Consider the following 25,368-nt stretch of genomic DNA (forward strand, 5'->3'; position numbering starts at 1 on the left):
CCGCCTAGGCCTTCGCTGCGCGCTGGAGGCGGTCTCGGACGCCTTCCCACTCGTGGGTGTCGGGCGGGGTCTCGATCCAGATCAGCTTGACGCCTTCGGCGTCGAAGGCGCGCAGCACCGCGAAGAGCTGCTGCGCGGCGGCCGCGGCATCGTCGGGCATGCGTCGCATGACGACGCGCTGGGAGCGGCTCTTGAGCGCGGTGCGCGACCACACCGCGAGGTGCGCCGCATTCGCGCCGAGCACGTCGAGACCAGCCTGCAGCGCCTTGGCATCCATCAGCCGCACCTTGGCGCTCGGCGCGTAGTGCGCCTCCAGCGTGCCGGAGGCTCGCGGATCGGGCTGCGCGAGCGCTTCCTTGTCACGCAGCGCCTCGCCGCAGGCCGCTTCGACCTGTGCACGGGTGATGGCGCCGGGACGCAGCAGCACCGGCACGCCGCGGCTGCAGTCAACGATGGTGGATTCGATGCCGACTTCGCACGGGCCGCCGTCGATCACGAGAAGCGCGTCGCCGAACTCGTCGCGCACATGCTGCGCGGTCGTGGGGCTCACGCGGCCGAAGCGGTTGGCGCTCGGGCCTGCGACGCCGTACACGCCGTGCTCGATGCATGCAGACAGCAGGGCTTGCGCCACCGGATGCGACGGACAGCGCACGCCGATGGTGTCCTGCCCGCCGGCAGCCGCCGTCGCCACGCCGGGCTGGCGGGCGACGATCAAGGTCAGAGGACCGGGCCAGAAAGCCTGGACCAGCTTCTGCGCGAAGAGCGGCAGCGGCTGGGCGAACCGGGACAGCGCATCGGTGCCTTGCGGTCCGGCCGGCACATGGACGATCAGCGGGTGGTCGCTCGGCCGGCCCTTGGCCGCGAAGATGCCGGCGACGGCCGCATCGCTGCCCGCATCGGCGCCGAGGCCGTAGACGGTTTCGGTCGGGAACGCGACCAGCCCTCCGGCTTCCAGGACGCGCGCGGCGTCCTCGATGGCGTCGGGGGACTGGCCGTCGCGGATCATCGCGCTCACTCGGAAAGCGGAATCGGCAGGCCCAGCACCGCGGCAGCGAAGTCGGCGGTGCTTCGGACCGCCTCGATGCTCTCGCCGGTGATGTTCAAGTGGCCCATCTTGCGCCCGCGGCGCGCCTCGGTCTTGCCGTACAGGTGCAGGTGCGTGCCGGGCAGCGCGAGCACATCGGCCCAGCGCGGCTCGACTGCTTCGCCGCCATCGACGAACCACAGGTCGCCAAGGAGATTCAGCATGATCGCGGCGCTGTGCTGGCGCGGCGGATTGAGCGGCAGCCCTGCAAGCGTGCGCACCTGCAGCTCGAACTGCGACACGTCGCAGGCGTCCATGGTCCAGTGGCCGCTGTTGTGCGGACGCGGGGCCATTTCGTTGACGACCAGCTTGCCGTCGGCGAGCACGAAGAATTCGACGCACAGCACGCCGATGTAGGAAAGGCCCTGGGCGATCGACCGCGCCGCGGAAATGGCGCGCTGCGCGGCCGCCTTGGGCATGTTGTCCGCGTAGACCTCGGTGACCGCGAGGATGCCGTCGCGGTGCAGGTTGCGCTGCGCCGGGAAATTCACCATCTGCCCGTCCTCGCTGCGCGCGACGATCACGGAGCATTCGAAGTCCAGCGGCAGGAGCTTCTCGAGCACGCAGGCCACGCCGCCGGCATCGCTCCACGCGGCCTCGAGCTCGGCGCGGGTGGCGACGCGGCGCTGGCCCTTGCCGTCGTAGCCGAGGCGCGCGGTCTTGAGGATGCCGGGCAGCAGGTCCGAAGGCACCGCGGCGAGATGGTCGGCCGTCTCGATGACCGCATAGGGCGCGCAGTCGACGCCGCAGCGCACGAAATGGCCCTTTTCGCGGATGCGATCCTGCGCGATCGCGACGGCATCGGCCCCCGGCGAAACTGGCCGGGAGACGGCCAGGTGCTCGAGCGAGGGCGCGGGGACGTTCTCGAATTCGGTCGTGATGGCGTCGGACAGGCCAGCAAGCCGGGCGAGTCCGTCCACGTCGGTGTAGTCGGCGTGGATGTGGTGGTGGCTCACCCGGCCGGCGGGACTGTCGGCATCCGGATCGAGCACCGCCGTGAAGTAGCCCATCTGCTGGGCGGCATGCACGAACATCCGTCCGAGTTGCCCGCCGCCCATCACGCCCAGCGTGGCGCCCGGGAGAATGACCGTCACAGCGCACCCCCGCCCTGGGGCGTGAACGGCGACACCGGATCCGCCTCGCCCGTCGGCAGGGTCATGGCCTGCGCGGCCTGGGTCTGCTTTTCGCGGAAGGCATCGAGCTGGCTGCGCAGGGCCGGATCGCCGACCGCGAGCATCGCGACCGCGAAGAGCGCCGCATTGGCCGCGCCGGCGTTGCCGATGGCGAAGGTGGCGACCGGCACGCCCTTGGGCATCTGCACGATGCTGTAGAGGGAATCCACGCCCTGCAGATGACGGCTGGCGACCGGCACGCCGAGCACCGGGACCGTGGTCTTGGCGGCCAGCATGCCGGGCAGGTGCGCGGCGCCGCCGGCGCCCGCGATGATCGCCGCCAGCCCGCGCGGCGCGGCGCTTTCGGCGTAGGCGAACAACTCGTCGGGCATGCGGTGGGCCGAGACCACGCGCGCTTCGTGGGCGACGCCGAATTGCTGGAGAATCTCGACGGCGTTGCGCATCGTCTCCCAATCGGAGTTGGAGCCCATCACCACACCGACCTGAATTGCTTGCTTCATGGTTCGAATTTTACGTTTCACCCCCAACTTCCAGCGATGATCGACATCACCCTCGAAAACTTCCAGGCCGAGCTGATCGAAGGCTCGATGAACCAACCGGTGCTGCTCGACATCTGGGCCGAATGGTGCGGCCCCTGCAAGCAGCTCGGTCCCGTCCTCGAAAAACTCGAGGTCGAATACGGCGGCCGCTTCGCGCTCGCCAAGCTCGACGCGGACAAGGTGCCGCAGATTTCGCAGCAGCTGAGCCAGATGTTCGGTGTGCGCAGCATCCCGTTCTGCGTGCTGTTCAAGGATGGGCAGCCAGTGGACGGCTTCGTCGGCGCCCTCCCGCCCGAGCAGGTCCGAGCCTTCCTCGACAAGCACGTGCCGGGCGCGGACGAGCTCGAGGCGCAGGAGCAGGAGGAATCCGCGCAGGCCGCGCTGGCGGAAGGCGACACCGAAGGTGCGCTGGAGAAGCTGCAGCACGCGGTCGCGACCGACCCGTCCAACGACGACACCCGATTCGACTACGTCAAGCTGCTCCTCCAGGAAGGCCGCTTCGACGACGCCAAGGTCGCGTTCGCGCCGGTGATCGGCAAGACCTCGATGGTGCGGCGCCTTGACTCGCTCCAGCGCTGGATGGACGCCGTCGACTTTGCGAAGCCGGTCAGCGGCAGCGCGCCAGCCATCGCCGACCTCGACGGCCGCATCGCCGCCAACAAGCGCGACTTCGAGGCCCGATTCGACCGCACGCGCCTGCTCATGGCCGACCAGCGTTGGACCGACGCGATGGACGAGTTGCTCGACATCCTGATGCGCGACAAGGGCTGGAACGACGATCTCGCGCGCAAGACCTACATCGCGATCCTCGACATCATCGAGCCGCCCAGGGTCAAGGTGGCCGATGGGCAGATTCCCCCCGATGACCCGACGGTGGCAAGCTACCGGCGACGGCTCAGCAGCGTCGTCCTGAGCTGACGCCGGCGTCGACTACCATGGCGCGCCGATCCATTTTGTTACAGAAGGAAAGACAGGCCATGCGTTTTCGCCCCGCTGCCCGACCGACCGCCGCGCCCTTGGCCGCCATGACCTTGCTCGCTGCCGGACTGCTGGCTGGATGCGGCAGCGGAATCAGTCTGGACGAGCCGATCGAAGGACCGGTCTGGCGCCTGGAACAGCTGGGCGACGCCCCGGTCGCGCCGAGCGGCGATCCGCAGCGCGATGCGCAGTTGCAGTTCGACCGCCGCAACAGCCAGGTGACCGGCTCCGGCGGCTGCAACCGGGTGACCGGCACCTTCCAGCGCAGTGGCAGCGCCCTCAAGATGAACCAGCTCGCTGCGACCCGCATGGCCTGTGCAGATCCGGCGCGCGGCGCCAACGAAGCGCAGTTCTTCGCGGCGCTGCAATCGACCACGAGCTATCGCCTGCAGGGCAGTTCGCGCATGACGCTGCTGGATTCGGGTGGGCGCACGCTGGCGGTGCTGAGCGCGCGTTGAGATCGCGACCCGGCGGCAGCCGGCCCGGTCACCAGCGCGCCGGCAGGTCGCGCGTGAGCACCACCTGTCGCTGGACCAGCGACAGATAGCCGCCCGACTCCAGATCCTTCATCAGCCGGCTCACCATCTCGCGCGAGCAGCCGATCTCGCTCGCGATCGCCTGATGCGTGAGCCGTTCCGTGATGACGCGGGTGCCGTCTGCTTGCGCGACCGCCCGCGATTCCAGCAGGTTCTTCAGCCGGCTGTAGACATCGAGCAGCGCCATGCTGCGGGCGCTTTCGGTGGCGAGCCGGGCGCGACGGATCAGCCGGACGATCAGCGCCATCGCGAACTCCGGGTCCTTCTGGATGTGGTGCAGCATCGTTTCGCGCGTCACGATGGCGCAGAGCGTGGGCTCCATCGCCTGCACGCTGGCGGAGCGCCGACCGCCGTCGAGGGACATTTCGCCGACGTAGTCGCCGGGGCCATGCAGCGCCATGGTCACCTCCCGCCCACGCGAATCCGACACGAAAGCCCGCAGCCGTCCCGAAAGCACGATGTAGACGGCGCTGCCCTCGTCGCCTTCCTCGATCAGCAGGCTGTGGGTCCGGTAGCGGCGCTGCACGCCCAGCGCGGCGAGCTTCTGCACATGCAGCGGCAAGGCGGCTGCGGGATCGGGGCGCGATGCGGCAGTCGGTTGCGGCATGCGGGGACTATACGGCCCCGCGCCTGCAAATGCGTATGGACGGACGCGGAGCGACTCAGTTTTCGCTGGCGATTCGCAAGGCCGACACGATCTGCGGCATGCGCGAGACGCGGTAGACCACCTCGCGGATGCTGCTGCTGCCGGTCTTCTGGCGGACGTTCTTGATGTGCGTACGGACGGTCGACATGCGGATGCCCTCCAGGCAGGCGATTTCCTCCGCGCCATGACCCGCGCACAGCCGGGCGAGCACGTTCTGCTCGGCCCTGGTCAGCCGCTTGGAGCGCGCGAACATCTGCATCGTGAGCGATTCGCACCCGGGGCGCCGGCTGCACATCACCAGGACGGTATCCACGGTCGTGGCGCCATGCAGCGCCGCCAGCGGGATGAAGGCCAGCGAGAGCGGATCGTCGGGGTCCTCGTCGAGTTCGACGATGCTTCGATAGTCGCGCTCGGCGTCCTTGAGCGCCTGGCGCAGCTTCGGCTGCGAGCCTGCCTGGCTCGCGCAAAGCATGCCGTCGACGCTCCGCAGCGTATGGGCGCTCGTCAGTTCCCGGCGAGCCGGGAAGTTGGCGTGAAGAATGCGCCCCGTCAGATCCAGCAACAGCAGGCCGTGGTCGATCTCGTCGAGCACGCGAGCCAGCATGCCGGGCTGGAGCGGATCCGGCGGCGACGCGGGCGTCCGCTCGGCGGCCGGCACGTAAGGAAACCGGAACTCGGACAGCATTTCCATTTCGCACTCCTCATCGATCGGGATGAGGAGAGTTTGGAAGACAGCCGCCTTTCCGGGATGTGAGTATTGCCGAGCGCTTTGTGACTTATTCACATCGGCCCGGGCGCGCAACCCCTCAATGGGTGAGACGGTCGAGCGCCTCGCGGTACTTGGCCGCGGTCTTCGAGACGACATCGGCCGGCAGGCGCGGCGCGGGCGGCGTCTTGTCCCAGGGCTTTCCGTTGATGCGGACGGCTTCGAGCCAGTCGCGCACGAACTGCTTGTCGTAGCTCGGCGGATTGGCACCGGCGGCGAGTGCTTCTTCGTAGCCTTCGACCGGCCAGTAGCGCGAGCTGTCGGGCGTGAGCACCTCGTCCATCAGCACCAGCGTGCCAGTCTCGTCCAGCCCGAATTCGAACTTGGTATCGGCAATGATCATGCCCTTGCCGAGCGCGATCTCGGCCGCCGCCTCGTAGATCGCGATGCTGGTGTCGCGGATCTGCTGGGCGAGCAGCGGGCCGACGATTTCGACCACCTTGTCGTAGCTGATGTTCTCGTCGTGCTCGCCCGCGGCCGCCTTGGCAGCCGGCGTGAAGATCGGGCGAGGCAGCTTGCTGGCATTGGTCAGCCCTTCGGGGAGCGGCACGCCGCAGACCGAGCGGCTTTCCTGGTATTCCTTCCAGCCGCTGCCCGCGAGGTAGCCACGCACCACCGCCTCGACCGGGATCGGCTTGAGCCGCTTGACCAGCATCGAGCGACCCTGCACCTGCGACACCTCCTCGGGCTTCACCACGCTTTCGGGCGCCTCGCCGGTCAGGTGGTTGGGGCACAGGTGGCCCAGGCGGTCGAACCACCAGAGCGCCATCTTCGTGAGGATCTCGCCTTTGCCCGGGATGGGCTCGCCCATGATCACGTCGAAGGCGGAAAGGCGGTCGCTCGCGACCATCAGGATGCGATCGTTGCCGACGGCATAGTTGTCGCGCACCTTGCCGCGCGCGAGCAGCGGAAGGCTCTGGATGGAAGAAGTGTGGACGGTGGTCATGGCGAAATGCTTTGAAAGGCGGGGGCTGGAACTCGAGGATTGTGCGCGCCGCGCCGCACAGAAAAAAGCCACCGCGAAGGTGGCTTCTGCGTTGCGGCGAAGGGATCAGACCACTTCTTGTGCGAGTTCGCCCTTCGCGTACTTGGCCGCGACGACTTGGAGGTTGTCGCCCTTGATCTTTGCAGCCTGGCCTTCGCAGCCGAACTCGATATAGCGCTGCTTGCAGATCTGCTTGGCGGCTTCGCGCGCGGGCTTGAGCCATTCGCGGGCGTCGAACTTCTCGGGGTTCTCGGCCAGGAACTTGCGCACCGCGCCGGTCATCGCCAGGCGGATGTCGGTGTCGATGTTGATCTTGCGCACGCCGTGCTTGATGGCTTCCTGGATTTCCTCGACCGGCACGCCGTAGGTTTCCTTCATGTTGCCGCCGTACTGGCGAATGATCGCCAGCAGCTCCTGCGGCACGCTCGACGAGCCGTGCATCACGAGGTGGGTGTTGGGGATGCGGCGGTGGATTTCCTTGATACGGTCGATCGCGAGGATGTCGCCGGTGGGCTTGCGGGTGAACTTGTACGCGCCGTGGCTGGTGCCGATGGCGATGGCCAGCGCATCGATCTGGGTGCGCTTGACGAAGTCGGCGGCCTGCTCGGGGTCGGTCAGCAGCTGCTCGCGCGTCATGGTCGCGTCGGTGCCGTGGCCGTCTTCCTTGTCGCCCTTCATGGTCTCGAGCGAGCCGAGGCAGCCGAGTTCGCCTTCGACGGTGACGCCGACCTTGTGCGCCATGTCGACCACCTTCTTGGAGACGTCGACGTTGTAGTCGTAGCTGGCGATGGTCTTGCCGTCGGATTCGAGCGAGCCGTCCATCATCACCGAGCTGAAGCCCAGGTCGATGGCGCCGCGGCACACGTCGGGGCTCTGGCCATGGTCCTGGTGCATCACCAGCGGGATCTGCGGGTAGGCCTCGATCGCGGCTTGGATCAGGTACTTGATGAAGGATTCGCCAGCGTACTTGCGGGCACCGGCGCTGGCCTGGAGGATCACGGGCGCGCCCGTTTCCTTGGCGGCCTCCATCACGGCCTGGACCTGTTCGAGGTTGTTGACGTTGAAAGCCGGAATGCCGTAGCCGTTGGCGGCGGCGTGGTCGAGCAGTTCGCGCATCGAGACGAGTGCCATGGGAATACCTCGCAGGAATCTAGGGTGGAAACGAAAAAACTACAACGATTCTACCGACCCCCCTGTGGGAAGAAGCCCCACGCCAGAGGCCGATTTTGCCCAGCACTCAGCCTCAGGCGGGCGCCCGGTGAGCCACGAGGATGATGATCGGGAGCACCAGTTCGGGAATCAGATAGCCCAGCCAGACGGCCGCCGGCTTGGGCAGGCCGACTTTCGCGATCGAGACGATCCGTCCGATCCCGGCCAGCAGCACGCCGAACGCCAGGATGTACACCAGCGTGCCTTGCTGCCGGATCGTCAGCGCCGTCCACAGGCAGATCACGCCGGTCGTGAAGTAGATGCCGGCCATGAAGCGGTGGACGTTGTCCAGCCGCGCAGTGGTATCCGGCTGCCCGAGGAAGAACTGGACCGCGCCGCCGAACATGCCGATGGCGGCAAAAAGAAACAGGCAGACCTGGACGACGATCTGGCTCCCGAGGAGCGGGGCTTCGGCCGTCATCGATTGATCCGGCCAGCGATCAGCCGACGCGGCAGATCTTCAGCATGTTGGTGCCGCCCGGCGCGCCCATCGGCTCGCCGCAGGTGATGGCGTACACGTCGCCGGTCTGCACGATGCCGCGCTTCTTCAGATGGGCTTCGGCCTGCATCAGCGCGGTGTCGCGATCGCTTTCGGAGTCCATCAACAGCGGCCGCACGTTGCGGTAGAGCGCCATCTTGCGCTGCGTCGCAAGGCGCGAAGTCAGTGCATACATAGGGATATGGGCGCGGTGCCGGCTCATCCAGAGCGGCGTGGACCCCGATTCGGTCAGCGCGACGATGGCCTTGGCGCCCAGGTGGTGCGCGGTAAAGAGCGCGCCCATCGCGATCGACTGGTCGATGCGGCTGTAGCTCTGGCCGCTGAAATCGGCGTCGAGGTGCGGGTCTTCCGCCGCCTCCGCGGCTTCGCAGATCTTGCTCATTTCCTGCACGGTCTCGAGCGGATAGCGCCCGGAAGCCGTCTCGGCGGAGAGCATCACGGCGTCGGTGCCGTCGAGCACCGCGTTGGCCACGTCGCTGACCTCGGCGCGGGTGGGCACCGGGTTGGTGATCATCGACTCCATCATCTGCGTGGCGGTGATCACGACCTTGTCCATCTCGCGCGCCATGCGGATCATCTTCTTCTGCAGCGCCGGGACGGCCGCATTGCCGACCTCGACCGCGAGGTCGCCGCGGGCGACCATGATGCCGTCGCTCGCGCGCAGGATGTCCTCCAGCTTGGGGATGGCTTCTGCGCGCTCCATCTTGGCGATCATCCCCGGCTTGTGACCGAATTCGGCCGCTGCCACGTTGCAGAGTTGCCGCGCCATTTCCATGTCGGTCGCGTTCTTCGGGAAACTCACCGCCACGTAGTCGGCCTGGAAGCTCATGGCGGTCTTGATGTCCTCCATGTCCTTGGCCGTCAGCGCCGGCGCGGTCAGGCCGCCGCCCTGCTTGTTGATGCCCTTGTTGTTGGAGAGCTCGCCGCCCAGACGCACCTTGGTGTGCACCGCATCGCCCTTGACCGCCGTGACGTCGAGCACGATGAGGCCGTCGTTCAGCAGCAGGGTATCGCCGGCCTTCACGTCGCGCGGCAGGTCCTTGTAGTCGAGGCCGACTTCGTTGATGTCACCGGGCTCGGTGCGCGATGCATCGAGAACGAACTTCTCGCCCGGCTCCAGCCAGACCTTGCCTTCGGCGAACTTGCCGACCCGGATCTTCGGCCCCTGCAGGTCAGCCATGATCGCGACCTCGCGCCCGACGCGGCGGGCGGCTTCGCGGACCATCGCCGCGCGGTCGATGTGGTCCTGTGCCGTGCCGTGGCTGAAATTCAGCCGAACGACGCTGACCTTGTGCAGGATCATCTGTTCCAACAGGTCGAGCCTGCTCGAGGCCGGCCCAAGCGTCGCGACGATCTTGGTGGCGTGGCGGGGAAGGCGGGGCGTGCTCATTCAGGTCTCCGGTTGTGTATTCTGAACTGTATACACTTTTTCCACCAGCCGCCAGAGGCCTTACGCGGCTCTTTTTTCGAGGATCTCGAACGCGGGGAGCTTCTTGCCTTCGAGCACTTCCAGGAAGGCACCGCCGCCGGTGGAGATGTAGCCGACCTTGTCCTCGATGCCGTACTTGGCGATCGCGGCCAGCGTGTCGCCGCCGCCGGCGATCGAGAAGGCCTTGCTCTCTGCGATCGCCCGGGCGATCACCTTCGTGCCGTTTGCAAATGCATCGAACTCGAACACGCCGACTGGACCGTTCCACACGATCGTGCCGGCCTCACGCAGTTGGGCAGCCAGCAGTTCGGCGGTCTTCGGGCCGATGTCGAGGATCAGGTCGTCGTCGTCCACATCCTGAGCAGCCTTGATCGTCGCGGCGGCATCGGCCGCGAATGTCTTCGCCGTGACGACGTCGACCGGGATCGGCACACCGGCGCCGCGCGCGCGCATGGCTTCGATCACGGCCTTGGCTTCGTCGATCAGGTCGGGCTCGGCCAGCGACTTGCCGATCTTCAGGCCCGAAGCCAGCATGAAGGTGTTGGCGATGCCGCCCCCGACGACGAGCTGGTCGACCTTGTCGGCCAGGCTCTTGAGGATGGTGAGCTTCGTGCTGACCTTCGAGCCGGCAACGATCGCAGCCAGGGGGCGCTTCGGCTGGGCCAGTGCCTTGGTGATCGCATCGATCTCGGCCGCCAGCAGCGGACCCGCGCAGGCGATCTTCGCGAACTGGGCGATGCCGTAGGTGGTGGCCTCGGCGCGGTGCGCGGTGCCGAAGGCATCGTTGACATAGATGTCCGTCAGCGCGGCGAGCTTGCGCGAAAGCGCTTCGTCGTTCTTCTTCTCGCCCTTGTTCAGGCGGCAGTTCTCGAGCAGCACGACCTGCCCAGGCTGCACCTGGACGCCATCGACCCAGTTGGAAACCAGCGGCACTTCGCGGCCGAGCAACTCGCCGAGCCGCTTGGCGACGGGTGCCAGCGAGTCCTCGGGCTTGAACTCGCCTTCGGTCGGGCGGCCCAGGTGCGACGTCACCATGACCGCCGCACCGGCATCGAGCGCCTGGCGGATGCACGGCACCGAGGCGCGGATGCGCGTGTCCTCGGTGATGTTGCCCGCGTCGTCCTGCGGCACGTTGAGGTCGGCTCGGATGAACACGCGCTGGCCGGTGACTTTGCCTTGCGCACAGAGGTCGGTGAATCGAAGAACGTTCATGGGATGTCGGCGGAGTGAATGCGAATGAGGGCGCCCCGGCGGGCGGCAGCCGACATTGTAGGTTTCAGCCTCCGAGGCCGGGCTTGCGCACGAAGCCCTCGAGCAGCTCGACGAAGCTCGCCGCCGCGGGCGAAAGCGATCGTTTCGAGGCGCCGTAGATGCAGACTTCGCGGTGGAAGTCCGGCTGGTCGAGCCGCACCATCTGCAGGCCGTGCGCCCGCACGAGCGAAGCCGAGTACGTCGGGCACACCGTCAGCCCCAGCCCCGAGGCGACCATGCCCAGCGCCGTCGTCATGTACGAGACCTCCTGCGTGGTCGGTCGCATCATGAATCCGCGCGCCTGCGCATCCAGTTCCGGCAGCACGCGCTGGCGGAAGTCGCGCGTCGGAGCGATGAAGGTATAGGGCTCCAGCTCATGCCAGCGCACCTTGCGCCGCCGCGCGAACGGATGGTCGGGCGGACAGATCAGCCAGTGACGGTCGCGGAAGAGCGTGCGCCGCTCGATCGCGCTGTCGACCGCCACGTCCTGCCCCACCGCCAGTTCGACCTCGCCGGAGAGCACGCCGCTGAGCAAGTGCTCCGGCAGCGTGTCGGCCAGCCGCACGTCGACGTCCGGATGCCGCTCGCGGTACGCGGCGATCACGCGCGGCATCAGCGTGCAGGCCATGAGCTGCGGCGCGGCCAGGCGCAGCACGCCCTTCTTCTTGTCACGCAGGTCGGTGACGCCGGCGACCGCGCCCGCCAGATCGGCCAGCAGACGCTGCACCGAAGGCTGGAACTCGCGGCCCGCCTCGGAGAGCTGCACGCGCCGCGTATGCCGGTCGAAGAGCAGCACGCCCATCTCGCGCTCGAGCTCGCGCACCAGCACGCTGAGTGCGGATTGCGTGAGATGCAGGCTCGACGCGGCGGCGGTGAAGCTGCCGGTCTCGGCGACGGCGGCGAAGGCGCGCAACTGGCGCAAGGTGAGATTCATGGCAATTCTTCATCAATCGATGAATTTATTTCGATTGAATCATAAGAGGAAGCAAGGCCCAATCCACGCCGAGCCCCCTGCTGGAGACAACCATGCCTGTCGAGACCTCGCCTCTCGCACCACCGCCCATGCCCGCCGCCGTGCCGGTTCGCGGCCTGCACCATTTCGCCTGGCGCTGCCGCGACAGCGAAGAGACCCGCCGCTTCTACGAAGACCTGCTGGGCCTGCCCCTCACGCACGTGATCAAGAGCGACCATGTGCCGAGCACCGGCGAATACTGCCCCTACGTGCACATCTTCTTCCAGATGCGCGACGGCTCGTACATCGCCTTCTTCGACCTCGGCGACGACGTCGCCGCGCTGCCTTCGCCCAACACGCCGGCGTGGGTCAACCACATCGCGCTGCGCGTCGATTCGGTCGAGGACCTGATGGCCGCGAAGTCGCGGCTCGAAGCCGCCGGCGTCGAGGTGCTGGGCCCGACGGACCACCACATCATCGAATCGATCTACTTCTTCGATCCGAACGGCATCCGGCTCGAGTTGACCACGCCGACGGTGCCGCAGTCCGAGATGGACGCCCACGCCCTCAAGGCCCGCGCGGCACTGGACGCATGGACCGAACGCAAGGCCGGGTTGCGAAAGGCGGCGCATGGCTGATCTGCAACTCGCCGTCATCGACGTCAAGCCGGGCGCCGCGCTCGAAAGCCAGTCGGGCCTGCAGATGCTGCGCCCGCGCATCTACGGCGCGTATCGCGCGCCGGCCGGACCGAAGAAGCTCGCCGCGATCGTGATGCACCCGACGAGCAACTTCATGGGCCATTACCTGATCGGCCCGCTGGCCGAGCGCGGCATCTGCTGCATGGGGCTGAACTCACGCTACATGGGCAACGACACCGTGCTGCTGATGGAGCGCGCGATCCAGGACCTGGGCGCGGGCGTGAAGCACCTGCGCGCGATGGGCTACGAGAAGGTCGTGCTCATCGGCAACTCGGGCGGCGCGGCGCTCGCGAGCTTCTACCAGGCGCAGGCCGAGAAGCTCACGGCGCACCACTTCGCGGACGGCGATCCGACGCACCTGCATCCCGGCGATCTCCCGCCGGTGGACGGCATCGCGCTGTGCGCCGCGCACCTCGGGCGCACGCGGCTGATGCGCGACTGGATCGACCCTTCCGTGACCGACGAGCACGATCCGCTCTCGGTCGATCCCGAACTCGACATGTACGACGCGCGCCATCGCGTGCCGTACGACGCCGACTTCCTCGCGCGCTTCAGCGCAGCGCAGAAGGCGCGACTGGACCGCATCGAGCACTGGGCGCTGGAGCGGCTTCGCCAGCTTCGCAGCACGCCGGGCGCACCGCGCGACCAGGCCTTCATCGTCTACCGCACGCATGCGGATCCGCGCTGCGTGGATCTCTCGCTCGACCCGAACGACCGGGCGCCGGGCAGCGTCTGGGGCGATGCACGGCAAGTGAATTACTCATGCAACGCGATGGGCCGCACCACCTCGCTCACCGCCTTTCTCTCGCAATGGTCATCGCGTTCGCAGGCCGATGGCCCGACGAACCTTGCACGCACCACCTGCCCCAAGCTGCTGTTGACCTACACCGCCGACCAGTCCACCTTCCCGAGCACGCGCGACGCATGGATGGCGGCCGGCGGCGATCGCATCCGCAATGTCGACATCGTCGGCGGCAACCACTACCTGGCGGGCCAGCCGGAACTGGTTCCGAAAGCTGCCGACGCGATCGCCGAATGGGCGCACGCCCTGTGAACCCACAGCATTCCCCAATGGAAACCTTCACCTTCGCTCCCCCCTATGAATTGCCGAGCTGGCCGTTCGTGCCGCCACCGGAACTGCAAAGCACGTCGGTCGTGCGCCATCCGATCGTGATCGTCGGCGCCGGCCCCGCCGGGCTCACGCTCGCCTGCGACCTCGCGCGCCGCGGCGTGCGCGCGGTGCTGCTCGACGAGGACGACACGGTCGGCGTGCGCGGCGCTTCGTCGCGCGGCATCTGCTATGCGCAGAAGAGCCTGGAGATCTTCGCGCGGCTCGGCATCTACGAGCGCATCGCGGACAAAGGCATCACCTGGGCGTTCGGCCGTACCTTCTCAGATGACACCGAGGTCTACAACTTCAACCTGAAGACCGACAGCGTCTCTGTGCAGCCGCCCTTCATCAACCTGCAGCAGTTCTACATCGAGTGGTTCCTGGTCGATCGCATCAACGAACTCGGCCTGACCGACCTGCGCTGGAAGAACCATGTCACGCAGGTCACGCCGCTCGCCGACGGCGTACGCCTCACGGTGGAAACGCCGGCGGGCAGCTACACCATCGAGGCCGACCACCTCATCGACGCCACCGGTGCCAACAGCCCGATCCGCACGCAGCTCGGTATCGAGGCGCATCCGTCGCGCAGCACCGACCGCTGGTGCATCACCGACGTGCGCTTCAAGAAGCCGCTGCCGGTGGAGCGCTGGACCTGGGTGGACGCGCCCTTCAACGACGGCCGCGCGGTGTGGCAACACCTGATGGGCGACGGCGTCTGGCGCATCGACTACCAGATGCCCGAGGACTGCGACACCGCCTACATCAGCAAGCCTGAAGTGGCCGGCGCGCGGCTGCGCGAACAGCTCGGCCCCGGCGTCGAATTCGAGTTCGTCTGGATCGGTCCCTACGGCTACCGCGACCATCTGCTCGACAACTTCCGCCACGGGCGCATCCTGTTCATCGGCGATTCGGCGCACGTCGTGAGCCCCTTCGGCGCGCGCGGCGGCAACAGCGGCATCCAGGATGCAGCGAATCTCGGATGGAAGCTCGCGCTCGTCACCCGAGGGCTTGCGGACGATGCGCTGCTCGACACCTACGACGCCGAGCGCCGCCCCGCCGCGGTGGAGAACCTGCGCGTCACCAGCCGTTCCGCGCGCTTCCTCGCGCCACGCTCGCCGGCCGAGCACACGATGCGCCGTGCGGTGGTCGCGCTCGCGCAGCGCTACCCGTTCGCTCGCGCGCTGGTCAACACCGGCCGCATGTCGGTCGCCAACGACTATCCTGCTGCGAGCCATCTGCCGACCGGCGCGAAGACAGTTCAGAACCTCTCGCTGCAATGGCAGGGCGGAACGCCGACCACGATCGCACAACTGCTCGCGGAAGGCACGCAATGCCTCGGCCTCTGGTTCGCGCCGACGCGCGCGCAGGCCGATGCGATCGCGGACATCGATGCCTCGTTGCCGCTGCGGCTCGTGGCGGTCGGCGGCGACAGCGGCCTGCCCACCCTGCAGCCCCACGACGTGCTGGCCCGGCATCTCGGCGGTGCAACAGCCGGCAGTCTTTGCATCGTGCGGCCGGACGCCTATCGCGGCGCCTTGCTGCACGACCCGTCGCCCGCATCGATCGCCACCGCGCTGCGCACCGCGCTGGCGCAACGCTGACCCCGGAGAACCATGATCACCGAGCCCCACATCCCCGACCCCGACGGCTTCTACGCGGCCTGGATCGCCGCGCACGAGGGCCTCACCGAAGCCCAGAGCGCCGACTACAACGCCCGCCTGGTACTGCTGCTGGCCAACCAGTGCGGCGACCAGGCCGTGCTGCTGGACTGCATCGCCGCCGCCCGCGAAGGCGGCACGCCCTGAGCCACCGACAACCACCGCTACCCCACATGAACACAACCGTCTCCTTCGCTTCTGCCGCCGACACCCGAGAGCAGAAGCCGCAGGTGCGCGAACTCGCGCCCAACGTCTACGGCTACATCAGCGACTTCGATCCCAACTGCGGCTTCATCGTCGGCGACGAGCACGTGGTGCTGATCGACACCCGGCCCACGCCGCGCATGGCGCGCGACTTCCTGGCCGACATCCGCAAGGTCACCGACAAGCCGATCAAGTTCATCGTGCTCACCCACTACCACGCGGTGCGCGTGATGGGCGCGAGCGCCTTCGGCGAAGTCGAGGCGATCATCGCGAGCAAGGGCACGCTCGACTGGGTGCGCGAGCGCGGCCAGGCCGATTTCGATTCGGAAGTCGGTCGCTTTCCGCGCCTCTTCGCGGGCGTCGAGGAAATCCCCGGCCTCACCGAGCCGACGATGAGCTTCGAGCGCGAGATGAGCCTCTGGCTGGGCCAGCGGGAAGTGCGCCTGATGTGCCTCGGCCGCGGCCACTCGGGCGGCGACACGGTTGCATGGCTGCCGGATTGCGGCGTGCTCTTCTCTGGCGACGTGGTCGAGAACCGCTGCGGCGTGTATGCCGGCGATGCCTACATCCAGGACTGGGCCGGCACGCTCGATGCCGTCGCGGCGCTCAAGGCGCGCGTGCTGGTGCCCGGTCGCGGCGCGGTGGTGCGGGGCGAAGGCGCCTGCGCAGAAGCCGTCGAGCTCACCAAGGCCTTCCTCTCGACCCTGCTCGACAGCGTGCGCGCCGGCATTGCCGCCGGCGACAGCCTGCGCGGCTGCTTCGAGCGCGCCGAGCAGGCGATGAAACCGCGCTTCGGCGACTGGCCGGTCTTCCAGCATGTGCTGCCCTTCGACGTGTCGCGCGCCTATGACGAACTGCGCGGCATCGAGCACCCGGTCATCTGGACCGCCGAGCGCGACCGCGAGCTCTGGCAGGTGCTTCGAGGCTGATCCGCCCCTATCTTTCAAAAAAAACGGAGACAAACCGAATGCGACGACTTCTCAAGCTGCTGGCCGCCAGCCTCGCGATCACCCTGGCGAGCCACGCGCCGGCCCAGTCCACGTATCCCACGCAACCCGTGCGCTGGATCGTCCCCTACGTCGCAGGCGGCGGCACCGACAACCTGGCCCGTGCACTCGCCGAGGCGATGCAGCCGTCGCTCGGCCAGCCGATCGTGATCGACAACCGCCCCGGTGCATCGACCAACATCGGCGTGCAGGTGATGATGCAGGCCAAGCCCGACGGCTACACGATCATGCAGGCCGAGAACGCCGCGCTGCTCTTCAACGAGCACATGTTCGCGAAGCTGCCGTACAAGCCCGCGACCGACTTCACCTACATCGGCGCCATCGGCCGCTTCCCGGTCGCGCTGGTGGTGCATCCGGACTTTCCGGCGAAGACGGTCGCGGAGTTCGTGAGCTACGTGAAGGCGCATCCGCAGAAGGTGAGCTACGCATCGCCCGGCAACGGCTCGCCGCACCACATGGCGATGGAGCTCTTCAAACAGAAGGCCGGCATCGACATCCAGCACGTGCCGTACAAGGGTGCCGCGCCGGCGATGACCGACGTGATGGGCGGGCAGGTGCCGGCCATGATGCTGGACCTCGCCTCCGGCCTGCAGGTGATCAAGTCCGGCAAGGTCCGGGTGCTGGCCATCGCGCTGCCGCAGCGCGCCGCCGCCTTGCCCGACGTGCCGACCTTCACCGAACTCGGCTTCAAGGACGTCAACGCCTACGCCTTCCACGGCCTGATCGGCCCGGCCGGCATGTCCAAGGAAGTGGTGGCGCGCCTGAACAGCGAGCTGAACAAGGCGATGCAGGCGCCGAAGGTGGTCAAGCTCTTCGCCGAGTTCGGCTTCGAGGCCCTGCCCGGAACGCCGGAAGACTTCTACAAGCTCGCGCGAGGCGAGAACGAACGCTGGGGCCGGATCATCAAGACGGCCGGCGTGCAACTCGACTAGCGGTGCGGCGATGGCGAAGTGATCTCGTGCATGATCGCTTCGCCCCTCTATCGAAGACGCCGACATGCACGTGAAACGACATCTGCTGCCCACGCTGGCGCTTTCGCTCTGCCTTGCACAGGCCCACGCCGCGAATGCGTCCCAGTCCGCACAGTGCCCCGCACCTGTTCCCGATTCGACCCGCTGCTACACCGGCGAGGACGGCGCCGGCGCCTTCTACGTGATCGCGATCCCGAAGGACTGGAACCGCGTGCTCGTGATGCACGCCCACGGCGGCCCCGAGACCGGACCGCCGAAGCTGGAGCGCAGCGAGGAAGACCTCAAGCGCTGGGCCGTGACCGTGCGCGCAGGCTACGCATGGGCCGCGTCCACCTACCGGCGCGGCGGCTACGGCGTGACGATGGCGGCGGAGGACACCGAGCGGCTGCGTCAGATCTTCGTGAGCCACTTCGGCACGCCGCGCCGCACGCTGCTACACGGGCAGAGCTACGGCGGCGGCGTGGCTTCGAGGGCCGCGGAGCTGTATGCACCGCCCGGCGCGAAGAGTCCTTACGACGGCCTGGTGCTGACCAGCGGCGTGCTCGGCGGCGGCAACAACGCCTACGACTTCCGGCTCGACCTGCGTGTGGTCTACCAGTACGTGTGCCACAACCACCCGCGGCCCGACGAGCCGCAGTACCCACTCTGGATGGGTCTGCCGAAGGATTCGAAGCTCACGCGCGCGGGACTTGCCGAACGGATCAAGGAGTGCACCGGCGTCGGCCTGCCCGCGGCGCAACGCACGCCAGAGCAGGCGGCGCGGCTCAAGACGATCCTTGCCGCCACGAAGATCGAGGAACGCTCGCTGGTCGGCCATCTGTCGTGGGCGACCTGGCTGTTCCAGGATCTGGTGCAGTTGCGGCTGGAAGGTCGCAACCCCTTCGGCAACATCGGCGTGGTCTATCGCGGCTCGAACGACGACGCGGCGCTGAATTCGGGCGTCGCCCGTTATGCGGCCGACCCGCAGGCGCAGGGCGAACTGGCGGCCGACAGCCTGCCCAGCGGCCGCACCTCGCTGCCGACGGTGACGCTGCATGCGATCGACGATCCCACGGCCTTCGTCGAACTGGAAGACCTTTACCGCCGCATCCGCGAATCCGCCGGCACCAGCGACAAGCTGGTGCAGACCTTCAGCGCCGAGCGCGAGCACAGCTACCTGAGCGATTCGGAATATCCGGCGCTCTTCACCTCGCTGCTCGATTGGATCGACAAGGGCGAGAAGCCCACGCCCGAGAGCATCGCGCTACTGTGCAAGGCCGTGATGCCGCGCTATCGCCCGGACGGGAAGAACGACTGCCACATCCAGCCGGGCTGGCATCCGGCTTCGCTGGAAAGCCGGGTCGCGCCGCGATCGCCCTGAGCGCCTACCAGCCGAGGCCCAGGTGCAGCGGCAGGTAGACCGCCATGCCCGCGAGCATCGTCCCGAGCACGCCGCCGCGCCAGAAGTAGTAGAGGACGCCGGCGACTGCGCCATAGAGACGCGCATCCTGCAGCGTCGTCGTGAGATGGCCCTGCGTCATGACGACCTCGGGAATCACCACCGCCGCCAGCGCAGCCGCCGGCGCGTAGTGCAGGGCGCGATGGGCCCAGTCCGGCAGGCCCCAGGGGCGATCGAGGATGAAGAAGAAGCAGCGCGTCAACACGGTGACGCCCGCGAGGCCGACGATGACCGCCAGCGTCCAGAAATCGGTCTGCCCGCTGGCAAGGCTCAATTGTCATCCTCCGCGTCGGGATCGAGCCCGAACTGCTTTTCGAGCCAGAAGCACAGCAGCACCGCAACGCCGATGCCCGCGACGATGTTGAGCTTGAGCGGCAACGCATAGGCCGCGACCGCAGTGGCCCCGGCGATCACCACCGCCAGCACGCGAAGACGCGTGGTCGCCATCGAGCAGACGATCGCGACCAGGCTCAGGACGCCCGCGAAACCCAGGCCCCAGCTCTGGGGAATCATGTTCGCCAGCACGATGCCGAGCAGGCTCAGGACCATCCAGGAGCACCAGGTCACGCAGTAGTTGCCGGTGAGATAGGCCTCCTGCGCGCGCTTCTCGGCTTCGGTTTCGGGCGGCCGGGTGTACCTGCGGGTGAACATCGCGTAGCTCATGTCGGCCGTGAGATAGCCGTGCGTCATGCGGCGCCAGCGCGGCATGTGCATGAGATACGGTCGCAGGTGGAGGCTGAAGACCACGAAGCGCAGGTTGACGCAGAAGCCGGTCGCCAGGATCACCCAGGCGGGCGCGCCGGCGATCAGCAAGGGGATGGATGCAAGCTGCGAGCTGCCCGCGTAGACCAGCAGGGTCATCGCGACCGCCTCGACCACGCTCATGCCGGACTTGAGCATCGCGACCCCGGTCATGAGGCCCCAGGCGCCGATGCCGAGGGCGATCGGCGACATGTCGCGAATGCCTTCGCGAAACTCCGGTTGGCTGCGGACGGACGAGGAGAGAAACATCAGCCGAAGACCTGTCCGGGCTTCACGTCGAAGCCCCGCAGGAAATCGGCCACCGGCAGGCGCTTGCCGCCTGCGCGCTGCAGTTCGGAGACGACGACCGTCGAGCCCTGGGCGGCGACTGCAATACCCGCCCCGCCGACGGCAAGAACGGTACCGGGCGCTTCGGACGGTGCATCCCCGCGCGCTTGCGCGGCCCACAGCTTGATGGTCTCGCCGTCGAGCACGGTGCTTGCACCGGGAAACGGATCGAACGCGCGGACGCGGCGAACGATCGCGTCGGCGCCCTGCGACCAGTCCACCTGCGCCTCGGCCTTCTCGACCTTGTGCGCGTAGGTCACGCCCTCCTCGGGCTGCGCAACGGCGCGGAGCGCGCCGGCTTCCGCCTGCTTCAGCGCCTGGACGATCATGCGGCCGCCGAGCGCGGCCAGCCGGTCGTGCAGACGGGCGGTGTTGTCGTCGCCGACCGGAACGGCTTCGCGCAGCAGCATGTCGCCGGTGTCGAGGCCAGCGTCCATCTGCATGATGGTGATGCCGGTCTCGGCGTCGCCGGCTTCGATCGCGCGATGGATGGGCGCGGCGCCGCGCCATCTGGGCAGCAGGCTCGCGTGGATGTTGAGGCAGCCGAGCCGCGGCGCATCGAGCACCCACTGCGGAAGGATCAGGCCGTAGGCGGCCACCACCATGACCTCGGCCTTCGAATCCGCGATCGCAGTGCGCGCGGCTTCGGCGTCGCCCGGATACTTGCCGTCCAGTCGCAGGCTTCGCGGCTGGATCACCGGCCAGCCGCGCGACACCGCGAACTGCTTGACCGGCGAAGCCTGCAGCTTCATGCCGCGGCCCGCCGGGCGGTCGGGCTGGGTCAGCGTGAGGACGATCTCGTGGCCGGCAGCGGCGATGGCTTCCAGCGCGACGCGGGCAAACTCGGGCGTACCCGCGAACGCAACCTTCATGGCGCTCACCGGTTGATCAGAAAGACGTTGAGGTCGTCGCCCGTGTGATAGTGGTCCACCACGCCGTCCGGCCTCACATAGATATAGAGCAGCCGGCGCGCATTCATGGACTTGTAGCGCCAGGTCCAGATATCGCCGTTGAAGGAGGTCACGCGGGTGATCTCGTAGGGCCGCCCGTACGTGCGCAGCACATCGTCGATGCGCCAGACGCCGGGCTTGATGGTGCTGTCGAAGAGCCCTTCGAAGAGTTCCTGGCGGACGGATACCACATGGCCGCTCGCGTCGACGTCGATGTTCGAGACCTCGAAGCCCATCGGCGCGCGGGAATACTGGAGCCGCTCGCCGCCGCCCTGCAACGGATAGGTGGCCGTCGGTGTACCCAGTTGCTGAAGTGCCTGGTCGCGCGCGGTGCCGAGCGGCAGTCGCGTCGGCTCGCTGGCACACCCCACCAAGGCAGACGCCACCACGACGGCCGCGAGCCAGGAACGCTTCATGATTAGCGACGCCCTTCGCGCTGATCGAGTTTCTGTTCTTCGCGCTGCTGCTTGAGCAACTTGCTCTTGATGCGGTTGCGCTTGAGCGGCGAGAGGTACTCGACGAAGACCTTGCCCAGCAGGTGATCGAGTTCGTGCTGGATGCAGACCGCGAGCAGGCCGTCGGCTTCGATGGTCTGCGGCTCGCCCTCGGCGTCGAGCGCCGTCACGCGCACGGCGGTGGAGCGCTCCACGCCGTCGTAGATGCCCGGCACCGACAGGCAGCCTTCCTCGTTGACGACTTTTTCGTTGCTCGCCCAGACAATCTCGGGATTGATGAGCACCAGGGGCTGGTCGCGGTCCTCGGACACGTCGATCACGACCAGCCGCTCGTGCACATCGATCTGCGTGGCGGCGAGCCCGATGCCATTGGCGTCGTACATGGTCTCGAGCATGTCGGCGACCAGTGTCTTGATGCGCGCATCGACGCCCTGCACCGGTTTGGCCACCGTGTGCAGGCGAACGTCGGGGTAACTCAAAATGGTTCGTTTTGACATGAAAGCGAGGAAAAGTTGTCGCTATTTTCGCCATTTCCGCGACGGCCCGGAGCGGCTGGCGGGATTTACATTGCCCGATCTGGGGCTTCAGCGCAAAATTCGTAGCAAATTGTGAGGATTCGTACGTTCTGCGTGGCGCAGTGTGTGCACACCATCAACCATGAATAAATTCCGAATCAACGAACATCTTTGTCCCCGCCTCTTCGCCACGCTGGCAGCCTTTGCCGTGGCGGGTCTTGCAGGTACGACGGCATCCGCACAAAACTATCCCGTCACGCCCCAACAGCGCGCCACCGCCCAGCAGACGGCGCAGGCCGGCATTCCCATCAGCGAGCTGGCGCCCAATGCGCCGGACGAATACACGGTCAAGCCCGGCGACACGCTGTGGGCCATTTCCCGCCTCTATCTCCGCAGCCCCTGGCGCTGGCCCGAGCTGTGGGGCATGAACATCAGCGAGATCTCGAACCCGCACCGCATCTACCCGGGCCAGGTGCTCTATCTCGACAAGACCGGCGGCCGTGCCCGCCTGAGCACCCGGCGCGGCTCCGGCGCGCCGGAAGGCACCATCAAACTGTCGCCGCGCACGCGCTATGAATCGCTCTCCGGCATGGCACTGCCGACGCTCAACCCGAGCCTGATCGAACCGTTCCTCGCCGAGCCGGTCGTGGTGGACGACAACACCCTGCTCACCGCTCCGCGCATCGTCGCGGGCAACGACAGCCGCGTGCTGCTGTCCCGCGGCGATCGCGCCTACGCACGCGGTGATGTCAATTCACCGCTCGTCGAGACAGCCGGCCCGATCCAGACCTTCCGTATCTTCCGCAACGCCACGCCGCTGAAGGACCCGGGCACCGGCGAGATCCTCGGCTACGAAGCCCAGTACCTCGGCAAGGCCCAGTTGCAGCGCGGCGAATCGACCCTGAGCGAAATGGTCGACGGCAAGGAGGTCGTCAGCGTCGTGCCGGCCACCATCGACATCATTGCCGCGCGCGAGGAAATGCGCGCCGGCGACCGCCTGTTGCCGGAGCCCGCGCGCCAGCTCCTGAGCTACGCACCCCGCGCACCGCAGCAGCCGATCGAAGGCCGCATCGTCTCGGTCTACGGCAACGCGGTGCAGTTCGCCGCGCAGAACCAGGTGGTGGCGATCAACAAGGGCCTGCGCGACGGCATCGAGGCCGGACACGTGCTGGCGATCCTCAAGAACGGCGAGACCATCGTCGACAAGACCGGCGCCGGCAAGGAAACCCTGAAGCTGCCGAACGAACGCATCGGACTGCTGATGGTGTTCCGCCCGTTCGAGAAGGTGTCCTATGCCCTGGTGCTGGAGATCAACGACACCCCGCGCATTGGCGATCTGCTCGTCAATCCCTGAGGCGGCTATCGGTTTCGAGTGGAACGCGAGGACCTCGCAGGCTGGCTGCGACTTGCGCTGACGCCCGGCATCGGCAGCACGACCGGGCGCAAGCTGCTGGCGACGTTCGGGCTCCCGTCGCAGGTCTTCGCGCAATCGCGGGACGCGCTCTTGCAGGTCGTGACCGATGCGCAAACGCATGCATTGCAGACGCTGCCCCGCGATTTCGAGGAGCAGCTCCGGCGCACCGCGGACTGGCTGCAAGGCACTGATGCTGACGGCGTGACCCGGCGCATCGTGACGCTGGGCGATGCGGGCTACCCGGCTTCACTGCTCGAAACTGCGGATCCGCCGTTGATGCTCTACCTGCTCGGCGCCCCGGCATTCGATCTGACGCAGCTCGACCGCAGCATCGGAATGGTCGGCAGCCGCAATCCCACCGCACAGGGCGAACAGACCGCGCGCGCATTCGCACGGGCATTCGGCGAGGCGGGTATCTCGGTGGTGTCCGGCCTTGCGCTGGGCATCGACGGCGCGGCGCACAGCGGGGCACTCGAGGCAGGCGGCGGCGCGGGCCGCCTCGCCACCGTGGCCGTGGTCGGCACCGGACTCGACCGCGTCTACCCCGCACGGCATCGCGATCTGGCCCACCGCATTGCGGCCCACGGGTTGATCGTGAGCGAGTACCCCCTCGGCACACCGCCGCTCAACCAGAACTTCCCAAAGCGCAATCGGATCATTGCCGGCCTCACCCGCGGCACGCTGGTCGTCGAGGCCGCGCTTCGCTCAGGTTCGCTGATCACCGCACGACTGGCCGCGGAGCAGGGCCGGGAGGTGTTCGCGATCCCCGGCTCGATCCATTCGCCGCAATCGCGCGGCTGCCATGCGTTGATACGCCAGGGCGCAAAGCTGGTCGAGTCGGTCGGAGACGTACTCGAAGAGCTGCAATTCGATGCGCCAGTTGACGCTTCACACCCTGCACACGCTGCACAGTCCGAGCAAGCCGCCGCTGAATCCGGCCTGCTCGCCGATCTCGGTTTCGACCCGGTCAGCCTCGATGCGCTGTGTGCCCGCACCGGCTACGGTGCGGCGCAATTGCAGGCCCGGCTGCTCGAACTCGAACTGGAAGGCCACGTCGCCCGACTTCCGGGCGGGCTGTTTCAGCGCGTCGCGCGAGGCTGAACCATGAACCAGTCCTTCACACAAACATCGTGGTCTTCACGCAACTGACGCGGCACGGCATCTTGACTGGGCTATATTGAACCCATGTTCGAAGTGCTTGTTTTTGTCTACGAAAGCTATTGGCGCGGCGATGCATGTCCCGCACCCGAACAATTGGGCCGCAAGCTCAGCGCACAAGGCTTCGATGCGGACGAAATCCGCGAAGCTTTGCACTGGCTCGACGGCCTAAGCCTCGCCACTCAGGGCATCCAGCTCATCCGGCATGCCGACGAGACGACCGCGACGGTCGGGATTCGCAGCCGGAGCGATGAGGTCATTCCCCAATCGCCGAACTCGATCCGCGTCTACTCGAACACGGAACAGGAGCACATCGGCGCCGAATGCCTGGGGTTCATCAGCTTCCTCGAATCCTCCGGCGTGCTGCCGACGGGCATGCGCGAGATCGTGATCGAACGCGCGATGGCCACGTCCGGCGAGCCGCTGACGATCGACGAGCTCAAGATCATCGTCTTGATGGTGCACTGGTCCACCGGGCTCGAGCCCGATGCGCTGGTGCTGGACGAGCTCTGCGACGACACCGACAGCCGTGTCGCACATTAGGCTCGCCCCCAGGCTTGCTCACTTCGTGTAGCCGCCACCCCCTACCGGGGGCGCAGTCGGCGGCCCGGCCAAGCCTGTTCCGCGACTGCCCGCGAACAGGCGTGCGCTGCGCGCCGCCGAAGACAGATCACGAACGACGTCGGTATTCAC

At 67.3% G+C, this 25,368-nt stretch carries 28 protein-coding genes; 12 read left to right on the forward strand and 16 right to left on the reverse strand.

The genetic code is table 11. From position 1 onward, the window contains the following. Positions 1-4 precede the first annotated feature (4 nt). The 3 genes from BLW05_RS20350 to purE are packed head-to-tail and all read right to left on the reverse strand — an operon-like array spanning position 5 to position 2,717. The gene (locus BLW05_RS20350; RefSeq protein WP_093165382.1) at positions 5-1,006 is read right to left on the reverse strand and encodes an L-threonylcarbamoyladenylate synthase; all 1,002 of its coding nucleotides are present in this window, start codon (positions 1,004-1,006) and stop codon (positions 5-7) included. A 5-nt stretch (positions 1,007-1,011) separates the two neighbouring features. Beyond that, entirely contained in the window at positions 1,012-2,178 is a 1,167-nt protein-coding gene (locus tag BLW05_RS20355) for a 5-(carboxyamino)imidazole ribonucleotide synthase (RefSeq protein WP_256330411.1), read from the reverse strand. Then, positions 2,175-2,717 (reverse strand): 5-(carboxyamino)imidazole ribonucleotide mutase, encoded by a 543-nt coding sequence (purE, locus tag BLW05_RS20360; protein WP_093165383.1) that lies wholly within the window; start codon positions 2,715-2,717, stop codon positions 2,175-2,177. Before purE ends, BLW05_RS20355 begins: the two co-directional genes overlap by 4 nt. 36 nt (positions 2,718-2,753) lie before the next feature. Between purE and BLW05_RS20365 the strand changes: the two genes are divergently transcribed. Together BLW05_RS20365 and BLW05_RS20370 are read left to right on the forward strand one after the other, a co-directional pair. Further along, positions 2,754-3,674, forward strand: a complete 921-nt coding sequence (locus BLW05_RS20365) for a tetratricopeptide repeat protein (RefSeq protein ID WP_093165384.1) — start codon at positions 2,754-2,756, stop codon at positions 3,672-3,674. Positions 3,675-3,733: 59 nt separating this feature from the next. Continuing rightward, positions 3,734-4,192, forward strand: coding sequence for an META domain-containing protein (locus BLW05_RS20370; protein WP_093165385.1), 459 nt, complete (start codon positions 3,734-3,736; stop codon positions 4,190-4,192). Between the two features lie 28 nt (positions 4,193-4,220). On the opposite strand, the gene BLW05_RS20375 is transcribed toward BLW05_RS20370, so the two are convergent. From BLW05_RS20375 to BLW05_RS20410, 8 genes are all read right to left on the reverse strand, one after another. Further along, positions 4,221-4,877: a Crp/Fnr family transcriptional regulator gene (locus BLW05_RS20375; protein WP_093165386.1), complete on the reverse strand. Its 657-nt coding sequence runs from the start codon at positions 4,875-4,877 to the stop codon at positions 4,221-4,223. A 55-nt stretch (positions 4,878-4,932) separates the two neighbouring features. After that, positions 4,933-5,607, reverse strand: coding sequence for a helix-turn-helix transcriptional regulator (locus BLW05_RS20380; RefSeq protein WP_177142746.1), 675 nt, complete (start codon positions 5,605-5,607; stop codon positions 4,933-4,935). 115 nt (positions 5,608-5,722) lie between these two features. Beyond that, complete coding sequence (locus BLW05_RS20385) at positions 5,723-6,628, reverse strand: phosphoribosylaminoimidazolesuccinocarboxamide synthase (protein WP_093165388.1); 906 nt, start codon at positions 6,626-6,628, stop codon at positions 5,723-5,725. Between the two features lie 105 nt (positions 6,629-6,733). Beyond that, a complete protein-coding gene (gene fba / locus BLW05_RS20390) occupies positions 6,734-7,798 on the reverse strand; it encodes a class II fructose-bisphosphate aldolase (RefSeq protein ID WP_093165389.1) in 1,065 nt (354 codons plus the stop codon). Between the two features lie 112 nt (positions 7,799-7,910). Beyond that, positions 7,911-8,297, reverse strand: coding sequence for a DUF4345 family protein (locus BLW05_RS20395; protein WP_093165390.1), 387 nt, complete (start codon positions 8,295-8,297; stop codon positions 7,911-7,913). Between the two features lie 19 nt (positions 8,298-8,316). Continuing rightward, positions 8,317-9,765, reverse strand: coding sequence for a pyruvate kinase (pyk, locus tag BLW05_RS20400; protein WP_093165391.1), 1,449 nt, complete (start codon positions 9,763-9,765; stop codon positions 8,317-8,319). Positions 9,766-9,825: 60 nt separating this feature from the next. After that, entirely contained in the window at positions 9,826-11,016 is a 1,191-nt protein-coding gene (locus BLW05_RS20405; protein ID WP_093165392.1) for a phosphoglycerate kinase, read from the reverse strand. 64 nt (positions 11,017-11,080) lie between these two features. Further along, entirely contained in the window at positions 11,081-11,989 is a 909-nt protein-coding gene (locus tag BLW05_RS20410) for a LysR family transcriptional regulator (protein WP_093165393.1), read from the reverse strand. A 92-nt stretch (positions 11,990-12,081) separates the two neighbouring features. On the opposite strand from BLW05_RS20410, the gene BLW05_RS20415 reads away from it, so the two are divergent. From BLW05_RS20415 to BLW05_RS20445, 7 genes are all read left to right on the forward strand, one after another. Beyond that, entirely contained in the window at positions 12,082-12,645 is a 564-nt protein-coding gene (locus tag BLW05_RS20415; RefSeq protein WP_093165394.1) for a VOC family protein, read from the forward strand. Continuing rightward, complete coding sequence (locus BLW05_RS20420; RefSeq protein ID WP_093165395.1) at positions 12,638-13,759, forward strand: alpha/beta hydrolase family protein; 1,122 nt, start codon at positions 12,638-12,640, stop codon at positions 13,757-13,759. The genes BLW05_RS20415 and BLW05_RS20420 overlap by 8 nt, the downstream gene beginning before the upstream one ends. A 17-nt stretch (positions 13,760-13,776) precedes the next feature. Beyond that, the gene (locus BLW05_RS20425) at positions 13,777-15,417 is read left to right on the forward strand and encodes an FAD-dependent oxidoreductase (RefSeq protein WP_093165396.1); all 1,641 of its coding nucleotides are present in this window, start codon (positions 13,777-13,779) and stop codon (positions 15,415-15,417) included. A 12-nt stretch (positions 15,418-15,429) separates the two neighbouring features. Beyond that, positions 15,430-15,621 carry a DUF2783 domain-containing protein gene (locus BLW05_RS20430; protein ID WP_093165397.1) on the forward strand — a complete coding sequence of 64 codons (192 nt, stop codon included), beginning with the start codon at positions 15,430-15,432 and terminating at the stop codon, positions 15,619-15,621. Between the two features lie 26 nt (positions 15,622-15,647). Next, positions 15,648-16,607, forward strand: a complete 960-nt coding sequence (locus BLW05_RS20435) for an MBL fold metallo-hydrolase (RefSeq protein WP_093165398.1) — start codon at positions 15,648-15,650, stop codon at positions 16,605-16,607. Between the two features lie 38 nt (positions 16,608-16,645). Continuing rightward, on the forward strand, positions 16,646-17,617 hold the full coding sequence (locus BLW05_RS20440; protein ID WP_093165399.1) for a Bug family tripartite tricarboxylate transporter substrate binding protein: 972 nt from the start codon (positions 16,646-16,648) through the stop codon (positions 17,615-17,617). A gap of 64 nt (positions 17,618-17,681) precedes the next feature. After that, positions 17,682-19,016, forward strand: coding sequence for an alpha/beta hydrolase family protein (locus tag BLW05_RS20445; protein ID WP_256330412.1), 1,335 nt, complete (start codon positions 17,682-17,684; stop codon positions 19,014-19,016). Positions 19,017-19,020: 4 nt separating this feature from the next. On the opposite strand, the gene BLW05_RS20450 is transcribed toward BLW05_RS20445, so the two are convergent. The 5 genes from BLW05_RS20450 to def are packed head-to-tail and all read right to left on the reverse strand — an operon-like array spanning position 19,021 to position 22,085. Beyond that, positions 19,021-19,368: an AzlD domain-containing protein gene (locus BLW05_RS20450; protein ID WP_093165400.1), complete on the reverse strand. Its 348-nt coding sequence runs from the start codon at positions 19,366-19,368 to the stop codon at positions 19,021-19,023. After that, positions 19,365-20,105, reverse strand: coding sequence for an AzlC family ABC transporter permease (locus BLW05_RS20455; RefSeq protein WP_093165401.1), 741 nt, complete (start codon positions 20,103-20,105; stop codon positions 19,365-19,367). Before BLW05_RS20455 ends, BLW05_RS20450 begins: the two co-directional genes overlap by 4 nt. Further along, entirely contained in the window at positions 20,105-21,055 is a 951-nt protein-coding gene (gene fmt, locus BLW05_RS20460) for a methionyl-tRNA formyltransferase (RefSeq protein WP_177142747.1), read from the reverse strand. Before fmt ends, BLW05_RS20455 begins: the two co-directional genes overlap by 1 nt. A 5-nt stretch (positions 21,056-21,060) precedes the next feature. Further along, positions 21,061-21,549: a hypothetical protein gene (locus BLW05_RS20465; protein ID WP_093165403.1), complete on the reverse strand. Its 489-nt coding sequence runs from the start codon at positions 21,547-21,549 to the stop codon at positions 21,061-21,063. Between the two features lie 2 nt (positions 21,550-21,551). Further along, on the reverse strand, positions 21,552-22,085 hold the full coding sequence (def, locus tag BLW05_RS20470) for a peptide deformylase (RefSeq protein ID WP_093165404.1): 534 nt from the start codon (positions 22,083-22,085) through the stop codon (positions 21,552-21,554). Between the two features lie 160 nt (positions 22,086-22,245). On the opposite strand from def, the gene BLW05_RS20475 reads away from it, so the two are divergent. The 3 genes from BLW05_RS20475 to BLW05_RS20485 all read left to right on the forward strand — a co-directional run bounded on the left by BLW05_RS20475 (position 22,246) and on the right by BLW05_RS20485 (position 25,218). Continuing rightward, a complete protein-coding gene (locus BLW05_RS20475) occupies positions 22,246-23,457 on the forward strand; it encodes a LysM peptidoglycan-binding domain-containing protein (RefSeq protein ID WP_093165405.1) in 1,212 nt (403 codons plus the stop codon). An 18-nt stretch (positions 23,458-23,475) separates the two neighbouring features. Beyond that, the gene (dprA, locus tag BLW05_RS20480) at positions 23,476-24,618 is read left to right on the forward strand and encodes a DNA-processing protein DprA (protein ID WP_093165406.1); all 1,143 of its coding nucleotides are present in this window, start codon (positions 23,476-23,478) and stop codon (positions 24,616-24,618) included. A gap of 84 nt (positions 24,619-24,702) precedes the next feature. Beyond that, positions 24,703-25,218: a Smg family protein gene (locus BLW05_RS20485; protein ID WP_093165407.1), complete on the forward strand. Its 516-nt coding sequence runs from the start codon at positions 24,703-24,705 to the stop codon at positions 25,216-25,218. The last annotated feature ends 150 nt before the right edge of the window (positions 25,219-25,368 follow it).

The organism is Variovorax sp. YR216, from assembly GCF_900107745.1.
Classification (GTDB): Bacteria; Pseudomonadota; Gammaproteobacteria; order Burkholderiales; family Burkholderiaceae_C; genus Variovorax.